The organism is Gallibacterium salpingitidis, assembly GCF_001678495.1.
Lineage (GTDB): Bacteria > Pseudomonadota > Gammaproteobacteria > Enterobacterales > Pasteurellaceae > Gallibacterium > Gallibacterium salpingitidis.
Genome location: NZ_JTJL01000012.1, coordinates 114,338 through 126,585, shown reverse-complemented (window position 1 = coordinate 126,585; position 12,248 = coordinate 114,338). Strand labels below are relative to the sequence as shown.

The following is a 12,248-nucleotide window of genomic DNA, read 5'->3' as shown; positions in this document are numbered from 1 at the left end:
AGCAATAGCTGGATTAGTATAAAGTGCTAGTACCCCCCCCCCACACTAGGAGAGCAATCGCAGAAAGGCTTAATAAACGTTTTGGCGGGTTTGTTGAACTGAGAGAACGAGAAGATTTTGAGGATTTAATTTTATTACGAGTTAATTCCGATACCGCAATAAACACACCTCTCGTATGATCGAAAATAACACGAAAAATATGATTCATAACTTTTCCTTTAAATCAGTAATGACAATAATTGAGAAAACTGAGTAAAACTGCTGCGCAATTTGACGCCGATTGTAACATATGAAAAACAATTGTAAACCTCATGCACGACATAAAAAAACGGAATTAACCAATAAAAACTAATATTTAATACCAAATAAAACAAGAAATTTAGCATATTAAACAAAAAATAATAAAATATATAGTTTAAATAGGATAAGTAATGAAGGGGATTACGAAATGATAAAATATTATATTGATCTTATTAAATTCTCTACATAAGAAAATATATCAATCAAAAGCTCCCACTTTTGAATTAAATTTGGGAGCTTTATATTGTAATGATTTATTCAAATTCATCTAACCAACATAAAAAAATAGCTTCCAAAATACGTTCATTTGATTTTTCGGGATCGTCATCAAATTCATCTAATTCACAAATCCAACGATGCATATCGGTAAAACGTACTGTTCTCGGATCTAAATCGGGAAAGCGTTCATATAACGCTTCACCAATTTGTTGTGCATCTTGCCATTTCATTATTAATGTTCCTCTTTTGCATGATTAACAGTATAACGAGGAATTTCCACCACTAAATCTTCATCGCCTACTACAGCTTGGCAACTTAAACGGCTGTCTACCTCTAAACCCCACGCTTTATCTAACATATCATCTTCTAGATCTGAACTCTCATTTAATGAATCAAATCCTTCACGCACAATTACATGACAGGTAGTACAAGCACAAGATTTTTCACAAGCATGGTCGATCTCAATACCCGAACGTAGTGCAGCATCTAAAATAGTTTCACCTTTAGCAGCATCTACTACCATACCTTCTGGACAATGTTCTTGATTAGGTAAGAAAACAATTTTCGGCATAATATAACTTTCCTTTATTCAGCAAATTGTTCAACAGAATGTCCCGCTAACGCTTGCTTAATAGAATTATCCATTCTTCTTGCTGCAAAATCACGAGTTGCTTGATCAAGTTGTTTGATTCCTTGCGCTATTTGTTGGCTATCATCCTGTTGTTGTAATTGTTCTAATTTTTCTAATGCAGCTTTTACGTCAGTCAATTCTTGCTCATTTAATAAATGCGCATCCTCTGCTAACGCACTATAGACATTTTCCAATACACGAGCAGCTTCTACACGTTGTTCAGCCAATTCACGTGCTTGCATATCGGCTTTCGCATTTTCGTAAGAAGATTTAATCATTTGGCTAATTTCTTCATCTGTTAAACCATATGACGGTTTTACTTGGATAGATGAATGAACACCAGTCGATTTTTCCATTGCTGTCACGCTTAATAAACCATCGGCATCAACTTGATAAGTAACCCGAATATGTGCCGCCCCAGCCACCATCGGTGGAATCCCTTTTAGGCTAAAACGAGCCAATGAACGACAATCTTGCACTAATTCACGTTCACCTTGCACAATGTGCACTGACATTGCAGTCTGCCCATCTTTAAAAGTAGTAAATTCTTGTGCTCGTGCTACCGGAATAGTGGTATTACGAGGAATGATCTTTTCGACCAATCCTCCCATCGTTTCAATACCTAATGACAAAGGAATGACATCAAGTAATAGCATTTCGCTATCTGGTTTATTGCCAGCCAAAATATCCGCTTGAATCGCTGCACCTAATGCAACAACTTTATCAGGATCAATAGAAGTTAATGGTGCTTTGCCAAAAAATTCTGCTACTTGTTCACGCACAAAAGGAACTCTTGTTGAACCGCCGACCATCACCGTTTCAATCACTTCACTAACATCAACATTCGCATCTTTCAACGCACGACGACACGCTAGCAAAGTTCGTTTTACCAACGATTGAATAAGTTGATTAAAGGTAGCACGAGCAACTGTCACATCTTGGTTATTTACTGGTACTGTCACTTGTTCCTTAGCCGAGAGATCAATCTTAACTTGAGCGGCTAAATCTAATAATTGGCGTTTTTGTTGATCGGTTTCTGGGGTAAATTGCCCTTGTACTGCTAAATACTCTGCTAGCAAATGATCGAAATCATCGCCACCTAACGCCGTATCACCACCTGTTGCTAATACTTCAAAAACACCTTTGCTTAAACGTAAAATCGAAATATCGAAAGTACCACCGCCCAAATCATAAACGGCAATAACGCCTTCTTGTCCGCTATCTAGCCCATAAGCAATCGCTGCGGCAGTAGGTTCATTTAATAAACGTAGTACATTTAAACCAGCTAAACGAGCAGCATCTTTAGTGCCCTGACGCTGTGCATCATCAAAATAAGCCGGTACAGTAATAACACAACCTACTAGCTCACCGCCTAAACGTTGTTCTGCTAATTGATTTAAACGTGACAAAATATCAGCAGAAACTTCAACAGGGCTACGTAATCCTTGCTTAGTAATAATTAGCGGTAGGCCATTTTCACTGGCTTGGAAACGATAAGGCAAATTAGGATAACGCGCTTGCACATCAGCCAGACTGCGTCCCATTAAACGTTTTACAGAGATAATCGTATTATCGGGTTCTTGCCCTGCATAAACTTTCGCCTCAACACCTACCAGCGGCTGTTGAGCGCCATAATAAACTACAGAAGGGATCAATGCTCTATCTTGCTCATCCAACAAAATGTCTGCTTTCCCACTACGAACAGTCGCCACTAATGAATTTGTTGTACCAAGGTCAATACCAACTGCTAATCTTGCTTGATGAGGTGCAGCACTCTGTCCTGGTTCTGCAATCTGTAATAATGCCATTTGCCTTATTTCCCACAATTAAAAATCAAATAATTTTTCTTCTAAACGTTCAATTTCTTGTTGTAATTTTTTGATAAATTTCAAACGATCGATGGTTTGTTTAGTGCCAGTCCAATCTTGTTGAGCAATTTTTTCAGCTAATACTGCGATATTTTGCTGATAACTTGCTGCTGTTTGTTGTTGTAAATCAGCCAATTTTTGCTCATCTTGTTGCGCTTCCGCTTCTTCTAGTTGTTCGCGCAATTCCATTTGCTGCATTAAGAATGCCAAATCATGCGTTGTATTTTCATTATCTACTGGCTTTTGTAATGCTAAACTCAAAATCGCTTCTGCACGCAAAATAGGATCTTTTAAGATCTGATAAGCGTCATTAACTTGGGTTGATTTCTGTAATGCTAAACGTTGTTCTTGCTCACTGGCAGCCGCAAAATTATCAGGATGTAGCTGTTTTTGTAACTGTAAGTATTGCTGAGATAACATTGCAAGATCGAGTTGAAAACTGACTGGCAGAGAAAACAATTCAAATGGATTAAACATAGTATTTTCAATAAGATATTTTTAACAGTTAAACGTGAAAACTTTCACCACAACCGCATTGTTCTTTCACATTCGGGTTAGTAAATTTAAACCCTTCATTTAGACCTTCTTTAACAAAATCTAATTGAGTACCATCTAAATAGACCAAGCTTTTATTATCAACAATGATTTTTACGCCATTGTCTTCAAACACTTGATCATCTTCATTCAACACATCTACAAACTCTAAAACATAAGCTAAACCTGAACAGCCTGATGTTTTAATCCCTAGACGTAATCCAATCCCTTTTCCACGATTTGCAAGAAAATCTCTTACTCGTTGCGCTGCACTTTCAGTCAATGAAATTGCCATATTTTGCTCCTCAAACAGGAAAAGGTGTTATCTACTGATAACACCTAAAAAATCTTATTTTGTTTTTTTCGCTTTGTAATCTGCGATTGCTGCTTTAATTGCATCTTCTGCAAGAATTGAACAATGCACTTTTACTGGTGGTAATTCTAATTCTGCAGCAATGTCGCTGTTTTTGATCGCTTGTGCTTCATCTAAAGATTTACCCTTTACCCATTCAGTAATTAATGAGCTAGAAGCAATGGCAGAACCACAACCATAAGTTTTAAATTTTGCATCTTCAATAATGCCGTTATCATTTACTTTGATTTGTAACTGCATTACATCACCACACGCTGGTGCACCAACCATTCCACTACCAACAGTTGGATCTTTTTTATCGAATGATCCGACATTGCGTGGGTTTTCATAATGATCAATCACTTTTTCACTGTATGCCATAATTCACTCCTCAATTAATGTGCAGACCACTCAACGGTGCTGAAATCAACACCTTCTTTATACATATCCCAAAGTGGAGAAAGCTCACGTAATTTCGCCACCGCTTTTTTCACTAACTCAATCGTATAATCAATTTCTTCTTCTGTAGTGTAACGTCCTACGGTAAAACGAATTGAACTATGTGCTAATTCATCATTTAAACCTAATGCACGTAATACATAAGAAGGTTCTAAACTTGCTGAAGTACACGCAGAGCCAGAAGAAACCGCGATATCACGTAAAGACATCATCAATGATTCACCTTCTACATAGTTGAAACTCATATTAAGGTTTGTACCAACACGATGTTCCATTGAACCATTCACATACACTTCTTCAATATCTTTTAAGCCGTTATATAGGCGATCACGCAATGCAGTTAAACGTGGCATTTCTGTTGCCATTTCTTCTTTACAGATGCGATAAGCTTCACCCATACCTACGATTTGGTGCACTGGTAAAGTACCTGAACGCATTCCTCTTTCATGACCGCCACCATGGATAATCGCTTCTAAACGCACACGCGGTTTACGACGCACATATAACGCTCCGATACCTTTTGGTCCATAGAGTTTATGCCCTGACATTGACATCAAATCTACTTTTAATGTTGACAAATCAATCGGTAATTTACCTACAGATTGCGTTGCATCTACATGGAAAATCACTTTACGTTCACGACAAATTTCACCAATCGCGGCAATATCTTGAATAACACCAATTTCATTATTTACATGCATAATAGAAACAAGGATGGTGTCATCACGCATCGCTGCTTTTAATTCTTCAAGATCAATTAAGCCATCTGCTTTTGGCGCTAAATAAGTAACTTCAAAGCCTTCACGTTCTAATTGACGACAAGTATCTAATACCGCTTTATGTTCTGTTTTACAGGTGATGATATGTTTACCTTTCGTTTGATAGAAATGCGCAGCACCTTTGATCGCCAAGTTATCCGATTCTGTTGCACCTGACGTAAACACGATCTCACGCGCATCTGCCCCAATTAAATCGGCAATATGATTACGCGCAACATCTACTGCTTCTTCTGCTTGCCAACCAAACTTGTGTGAACGAGATGCTGGGTTACCAAAAGTTCCATCTATTGTTAAATATTCCATCATCTTCTTAGCAACACGTTCATCGACTGGACAGGTTGCCGCATAGTCTAAATAAATAGGTAATTTCATTTTCACTCCGATAAGAATACTTTCTTAATTTTCAATACGTTCTAATTGTTGCTGGACATTGATTTCAGCACGATAACGCTTTTGCATTTTTTCTTGTTGAGAACTCACTAATTCAGCAACAGTAATTTCATTTAAAAAATCTTCGATACGATCACTCAATTTCTGCCATAAAGAGTGGGTTAAGCATTGCACACCATCTTGGCAATTTCCCTTACTGCGGCATTTAGTAGCTTGTACATTTTCATTAACAGCTGAAATAATCATACCAATTGAGATATCTTCACAAGGATACCCCAATTGATAACCACCACCTGGACCACGAGTACTTTTGACTAATCCATGGCGACGTAATTTGGCAAATAATTGTTCTAAATAAGAAAGTGATATTTTTTGACGTTCAGAAATATCCGATAAAGTAACAGGACCATCAGCAGCATTTAACGCAATATCTAAAATAGCGGTAACTGCATAACGTCCTTTTGAAGTAAGTTTCATCGTAAATTCCCTAACCTTGTTTCAAACGGGGAAAATTCTCACATAACCTACTAAAACAGTCAAGTATTATTCCATCTATAATAACGTTTTTAACTATCGTTATTTCCGATGTTTCGACGGTAATAATTGCTCTACGGCAGTTAACATTCCTTGCAAAATATTCAGCTCATTACGTTGGATTGCAGTACGCAAATAAAGACGACGTAATTTTTTCATTACCGCATTGTTCTGAATAAAACCAATCTCTTGATACACTTTTTCAGTGCGCTCAAAGAAATATTCTAAATCCTCAGCAACAACACCGCTTGGCGCTGCAATAGGATACTCTTTTTGTGAACTATTTTCAGTTTGTGATTGCAAATAAGCCATTCGAATTTCATAACTGACCAGTTGTACTGCCATTGCTAAATTCAACGAAGAATATTCAGGGTTTGCAGGAATATTTAAATGGTAATGACATTTCAAAAGCTCTTCATTTGTCAGACCAATACGCTCACGTCCGAACACAATCGCTACTTTACCTTTTGCTGCATTTTCGATTGCTTGCATACCGCATTGTCTTGGTGTAATTGCTGTTGTTGTTAAATGTCTTGCTCTAGCACTTGTACCAATAACCAATGTACAATCTGCAATAGCCTCATCAAAAGAGCAGACGATTTTTGCATTTTCTACAACATCGGAAGATCCTGCAGATAAAGCAATAGACTCTTCATTAGGGAGAATTTTTGGGGATACTAAATAAAGCTGTGATAATCCCATTGTTTTCATTGCTCTGGCAGCGGAACCTATATTGCCAGGATGAGAAGTTTCTACTAATACAATTTTGATTTGTTCAAATGACATAAACTTGTTTTTATTTAAAAAATGATGGCAAATTCTAACATATTAATGAAACCCAGAAAATTACTCGCAATTTGCCTAAACTTTCCCTATAATGCACGCCGATTTTACATACATCACTTAAACAAAAACTGTTCTTTAAAATCTGGTGGAGATAATAATGAATCCAATGTTAAATATTGCTATTCGCGCAGTGCGAAAAGCAGGCAACATCGTTGCCAAAGGTTTTGAACGTCTTGATGAAATTCAAACCAGCGAGAAATCAGCTAATGACTATGTAACTAATATAGATAAAGCTTCTGAAGCAGCAATTATTGAAATTATCCGTAAATCTTACCCTGATCACACCATTATTGGTGAAGAAAGTGGTGCTTTAGAAGGTAAAGAAGGCGACGTACAATGGGTCATTGATCCACTAGATGGTACAACCAACTTCGTGAAAGGATTACCGCATTTCTCCATTTCAATTGCGGTGCGTGTAAAAGGACGTACTGAAGTTGGTGTGGTTTATGATCCTATTCGCAACGAGCTCTTTACTGCTGTTCGTGGTGAAGGTGCTAAACTCAACGAATACCGTTTACGCTTAGAAGGTCGTAATGAATTAACTGGCGCTATTTTAGCAACTGGTTTCCCATTCAAAGTAAAACGTTATATTCCAATTCACCTCAATATGATTACCGCTCTTATTGAAGAGTGTGCAGATTTCCGTCGTACTGGTTCTGCTGCGCTCGATCTTTGCTATGTTGCAGCTGGTCGTGTTGATGGTTATTTTGAAATGGGCGTCAAACCTTGGGATTGTGCTGCTGGAGATTTAATTGTGCGTGAAGCTGGCGGTATTGTAACTGACTTTATCGGCGGACACAGTTACCTCACCTCTGGCCATATCGTTGCAGGCGCACCTCGCATCACTAAACAAATTCTCAATAAATTACAACCTTGTTTATCAGATGAGTTCAAAGGATAAACAACTTTCTTAGTAAAAAAGCTAGCAATTTGCTAGCTTTTTTAGTTTGTTATTTATTTTCAAAATAAACTTTCTTTAATCCTAGTTCTAAACCTCTAAATTCAGCCAATCCACGCAAGCGCCCAATCGCTGAATATCCAGGATTCGTTTTCTTTTTTAAATCATCTAACATTTGATGCCCATGATCTGGACGCATCGGAATCAAACGTTTATTGCCATTAGATAAACGACGATACTCTTCCGTTAATAATGCTTTTACCACATTAAACATATCCACATCCCCTTCTAAGTGTGCTGCTTCATGGAAACTAAGAGGATTATCTTCTCTACAAGTAGAACGTAAATGAGCAAAGTAAATACGATCAGCAAATTTCTCTGTCATTTTGACCAGATCATTATCTGAACGGACACCATAAGAACCAGTACACATTGTAAATCCATTTGCTGATAACGGTTCTGTCTCAACAAACCATTGCATATCTTCAATTGTTGAAACAATACGAGGTAGCCCTAAAATCGGACGTGGCGGATCATCTGGGTGAATTGCTAGTTTAATTCCCACCTCCTCCGCAACAGGCACAACTTGATGTAAAAAATATGCCAAATGAGTACGAAATTTATCAGGAGAAATATCTTTATAACGATCTAGTTGGGCTTGAAACTCTTCTAAGGTATAACCTTCTTCTGCACCTGGTAATCCAGCAATAATATTTTTTGTTAATTGCTCAATTTGTTCTGCCGACATTTTTTCATAGTAAGCTTTGGCTGCCTGGCGCTCTTGTTCACTATAACTTTGCTCTGCACCAGGACGTTTCAAAATATATAATTCAAATGCTGCAAATGCAATTTGATCAAAACGAAGTGCTTTAGAGCCGTCTGGTAATTGGTATGCCAAATCAGTACGAGTCCAATCCAACACTGGCATAAAATTATAACAAACTGTATCAATACCACATTTAGATAAATTACGTAGAGTTTGTTTGTAATTATCAATCCATTGTTGATAGTTCCCTGTCTGCGTTTTAATTTCTTCATGTACAGGGACACTTTCTACCACAGACCATGTTAATCCCGCTTGCTCAATTAATGCTTTACGTTTTTCAATTTCATCAATACTCCAAATTTGACCATTTGGAATATGATGTAATGCAGTCACAATACCTGTTGCTCCTGCTTGTCGAATATCAGATAAAGATACTGGGTCATTCGGCCCATACCAACGCCAAGTTTGTTCCATTTTCTACTCCTTATATCAATAAACTTCTAATTCATTCCGTTTCAATCCCTACAACAACAGGGCTAATATTAAATAAATAACCATCAAAATTCGGATCGTCCACATCAGAAAGTTCAAACAATTTCTGTTTTACATTTTCTAAATGCTGCCACATTGCTTTTCTGGCTAAAACTGGATCCTTTTTCTGCATAGCAAGTACAATATTTTCATGATCTTTAATCCACAAATAACGATAATTTTGATCAGGAATATGCATATGCAATCCTTGCCACATCTTGCTATTATTCCTTAACTCCCATAGCGATTTTTGCATTTGAATAATGACTTCATTCTGAGTAATCTCAGCAATAGTTCGATGGAAGTCTTCATCTGCTACATAATCCTCATCACCATGCTCTAATGTTTGTTTTTCACGTAATAATATTTCTTTTAATTTAATAATATCGCCCCTTGTTGCTTGAATAGCTGCAAACTCAGCAATACTACTTTCTAATAACTGCCGTGCCTGTAATAACTCGAAGGGACCAACATCTATTTGATGCATGGAATCATCATTCTCAGCCACTCTCGGAAGATCAATTAAATAAACTCCAGATCCTTTTCTTACCTCAACGAATCCTTCTATTTCCAACATAATTAATGCTTCCCTAATGACCGTTCTACTAACATTAAAGGATTCAGCTAAATCTCTTTCTGTTGGTAACTTATCACCGATTTTATATGTTCCATCAAATAGTTGCTGCTTTAACTCATTCCCAATCTTTTTATAAGAACGTAAATCTTCAGTGATCATAATGATCTCCTAACTAACCTAATGGATATTCAATAATGAAATTGACATATTTGCTGTCACTTTTTCCCCATTAACAAATAATTCTCTTTTTTCATTATTTGGTAATTTAAAGTATATTTTCTCATATTGAGGTATAAATAACCCTGACTTAGATAAATTAATATCGATACGATTATCAAAACAACTGACCCTCATATTTAGAATTAAATATTGTTTGTCTAAATAAGAAAAACTTTCACCATCATCATCAAAAATTTCAACTTCATATTCACCAGTACCAAGCAATGGCATAACTAAAAATTCTCGACATTGATCTTCGATTGTATTATTTGAATTTTTCGGATTCATAGGGATAACGGAGCCTGCTCTAATAAACAAAGGGATACGTTCTAGTGGTGCAGGAACAATAATATCTTGTCCACCGCTATACCACTCTTGAGTATAAAAATCATACCAACCAGTTTTATTTGCTGGTAAATAAACCTTCCTTTCTCTTTGAGATGGTTCCACTACAGAAGCTACTAATAAATCTCTACCTAGTAGATAATCATCATTTTCTTCAAACGTTTTTACATCCTCTTCATAATCTAAAAATGTTGGACGTAACATTGGTTCATCATATTTATGTGCCATCCATAAAAGATTATATAAATAAGGAACTAGATGATAACGTAATTGAATTGTTCTTCTAACAATATCAGTAACTTCAGGGTACATCCACGGCTCATTAACAGTATGATCATCATTCCAAGAATGAATTGTAAAACGAGGGTGCATCACTCCATTTTGTACCCAACGTACAAATAATTCTGGATCTGGTTTGTCGCCAGAGAAACCGCCCACATCGTGTCCTACGTTATATAATGCAGACAAACTCATTCCCAATCCCATTTTGATATTGTATTTCAGTGTATTCCAGCTTGTTCTATTATCCCCACTCCATGTTTGTACATAACGATTCATTCCTGGTGAACCAGAACGAGAAATTAAATAAGGACGACTATTAGGCTTATATGATAATTGTGCCTCATAAGATGCTTTCATCATCAATAATGGCATCAACGGGCGAAGTAATTTAATCGGTTTTGTATTACCAAAATAACAACAACGAGCTTGTTCATCCCAAACTTCAAATTCATTATTGTCATTCCAAGTTGAATCAATCCCATACTCCAATAATTGAGATGTGACATTATGCTTCCACCATTCTATGGTCTTAGGATTAGTAAAATCTAAATGTGATCCTTCATCATCCCAAAACATTGAACGTTCTGGAGCATCTACAATAGAATCTTGTATAAATAAGCCTTGATTAGCAACCTCTTCATACTTTGGATGATCTTGTAACAAACATGGCTTAATATTTGCAGCTAATTTCATATTAGCTTGATGAAAATACTCACTCATACCTCTAGGATTAGGAATTTTTTCTCTATTCCAATTGAATACATAACGTTTATCATTAATTGATGTATATCCTGAAGAAAGTTGAAATGAATCACATGGAATATTATGAATTCTGCATAAATCTACAAATTTCTTTAATTGTTCTTGCGCATCTGGTGCATCAGTATAATGCATTGTTGAACCACTATAACCTAGACTCCATTTAGGTCCGAAAATAGTTCCTCCTGTTAATGCACAATATTTTTTAGTTACATCTAAGATTTTAGGACCTAATATAAAATAATAATCTAAATCTCCATCTTCTGAACGATATGAACGATATGCTGCATGATAATTATCTAACTCATTTCCTAAATCAAACCAACAATTAGCCAAATTATCATAATAAATGCCATAACTAATATTAGAGATATTAGTGATATAAAAAGGAATATGTTTATATAATGGATCCGTTTTTTCTGCATTATATCCCATCGCATCTAAATTCCTCATTTCAAAACGACGGCCTTGACGATTTAGATTTCCAGCTTTCTCTCCTAAACCATAATAACGATCCATTGCTGTTCTTTGCATAAAATGAGAAATTTTATTTTGAGATACTCCTAATAAATAAGCACCACTCTTTCTATCTTGAGCAAATGTTTGCCATCCGTTTTCTGTATAACATTGCCATTCAAGCCACAAAGGTTTATGAATTATTACTTTCAACCTATGTGTTGAAATTTCAATACTAGATTCATCATGATGAAATTTATATTCTGGTAAAGTGAATCCATCTGTTGTCCATTTATCTCTACCCGTCCATGCAATATCTTTTTTATTTGGAGTTATTGCCCAAGTGTGTGGTACACGAAATTCATTATTACGAGAAAATGCAACTCTGAAAATATCTTCTTCTAACACAAAAATATGTAATTTAAAATTATGTTCACATTCAATATCAATTTGATTATTAGCTTGTTTTTGATATATCCAATTTTTCAATGTTTTCATTTTTT

Annotated in this window: 14 protein-coding genes; 1 reads left to right on the top strand and 13 read right to left on the bottom strand. The window is 36.1% G+C overall.

The window, feature by feature from the left end; translation table 11 throughout:
- Positions 1-13: 13 nt before the first annotated feature.
- The 10 genes from QS62_RS03505 to trmJ form a co-directional block, all read right to left on the bottom strand.
- A complete protein-coding gene (locus tag QS62_RS03505) occupies positions 14-208 on the bottom strand; it encodes an ESPR domain-containing protein (RefSeq protein WP_066105968.1) in 195 nt (64 codons plus the stop codon).
- A gap of 346 nt (positions 209-554) precedes the next feature.
- Positions 555-749, bottom strand: a complete 195-nt coding sequence (iscX, locus tag QS62_RS03500) for a Fe-S cluster assembly protein IscX (RefSeq protein WP_065237834.1) — start codon at positions 747-749, stop codon at positions 555-557.
- Positions 750-751: 2 nt separating this feature from the next.
- Complete coding sequence (fdx, locus tag QS62_RS03495) at positions 752-1,090, bottom strand: ISC system 2Fe-2S type ferredoxin (RefSeq protein WP_066105965.1); 339 nt, start codon at positions 1,088-1,090, stop codon at positions 752-754.
- Positions 1,091-1,104: 14 nt separating this feature from the next.
- Complete coding sequence (hscA, locus tag QS62_RS03490) at positions 1,105-2,958, bottom strand: Fe-S protein assembly chaperone HscA (RefSeq protein ID WP_066105962.1); 1,854 nt, start codon at positions 2,956-2,958, stop codon at positions 1,105-1,107.
- A gap of 18 nt (positions 2,959-2,976) precedes the next feature.
- Positions 2,977-3,495 carry a Fe-S protein assembly co-chaperone HscB gene (gene hscB / locus QS62_RS03485; protein WP_066105960.1) on the bottom strand — a complete coding sequence of 173 codons (519 nt, stop codon included), beginning with the start codon at positions 3,493-3,495 and terminating at the stop codon, positions 2,977-2,979.
- A 28-nt stretch (positions 3,496-3,523) separates the two neighbouring features.
- Positions 3,524-3,847: an iron-sulfur cluster assembly protein IscA gene (gene iscA / locus QS62_RS03480; protein WP_066105958.1), complete on the bottom strand. Its 324-nt coding sequence runs from the start codon at positions 3,845-3,847 to the stop codon at positions 3,524-3,526.
- A gap of 54 nt (positions 3,848-3,901) precedes the next feature.
- Positions 3,902-4,285, bottom strand: a complete 384-nt coding sequence (gene iscU / locus QS62_RS03475) for a Fe-S cluster assembly scaffold IscU (protein ID WP_066105955.1) — start codon at positions 4,283-4,285, stop codon at positions 3,902-3,904.
- A 14-nt stretch (positions 4,286-4,299) separates the two neighbouring features.
- Complete coding sequence (locus tag QS62_RS03470; RefSeq protein WP_066105952.1) at positions 4,300-5,514, bottom strand: IscS subfamily cysteine desulfurase; 1,215 nt, start codon at positions 5,512-5,514, stop codon at positions 4,300-4,302.
- 24 nt (positions 5,515-5,538) lie between these two features.
- Positions 5,539-6,009 (bottom strand): Fe-S cluster assembly transcriptional regulator IscR, encoded by a 471-nt coding sequence (gene iscR / locus QS62_RS03465; RefSeq protein WP_066105950.1) that lies wholly within the window; start codon positions 6,007-6,009, stop codon positions 5,539-5,541.
- A gap of 99 nt (positions 6,010-6,108) precedes the next feature.
- Positions 6,109-6,852 (bottom strand): tRNA (cytosine(32)/uridine(32)-2'-O)-methyltransferase TrmJ, encoded by a 744-nt coding sequence (trmJ, locus tag QS62_RS03460; RefSeq protein WP_066105947.1) that lies wholly within the window; start codon positions 6,850-6,852, stop codon positions 6,109-6,111.
- Between the two features lie 157 nt (positions 6,853-7,009).
- Between trmJ and suhB the strand changes: the two genes are divergently transcribed.
- Positions 7,010-7,813 carry an inositol-1-monophosphatase gene (suhB, locus tag QS62_RS03455; RefSeq protein WP_066105944.1) on the top strand — a complete coding sequence of 268 codons (804 nt, stop codon included), beginning with the start codon at positions 7,010-7,012 and terminating at the stop codon, positions 7,811-7,813.
- A gap of 49 nt (positions 7,814-7,862) precedes the next feature.
- Here suhB and uxuA read toward each other — a convergent pair whose 3' ends face one another.
- Genes uxuA through QS62_RS03440 form a run of 3 tightly spaced genes read right to left on the bottom strand, consistent with a single transcriptional unit; the run spans position 7,863 to position 12,243 of the window.
- A complete protein-coding gene (gene uxuA / locus QS62_RS03450) occupies positions 7,863-9,050 on the bottom strand; it encodes a mannonate dehydratase (protein ID WP_066105940.1) in 1,188 nt (395 codons plus the stop codon).
- Positions 9,051-9,081: 31 nt separating this feature from the next.
- Positions 9,082-9,843 carry an FCD domain-containing protein gene (locus tag QS62_RS03445; protein ID WP_066105938.1) on the bottom strand — a complete coding sequence of 254 codons (762 nt, stop codon included), beginning with the start codon at positions 9,841-9,843 and terminating at the stop codon, positions 9,082-9,084.
- An 18-nt stretch (positions 9,844-9,861) separates the two neighbouring features.
- The gene (locus tag QS62_RS03440; protein ID WP_066105935.1) at positions 9,862-12,243 is read right to left on the bottom strand and encodes a glycoside hydrolase family 31 protein; all 2,382 of its coding nucleotides are present in this window, start codon (positions 12,241-12,243) and stop codon (positions 9,862-9,864) included.
- Positions 12,244-12,248: the final 5 nt, after the last annotated feature.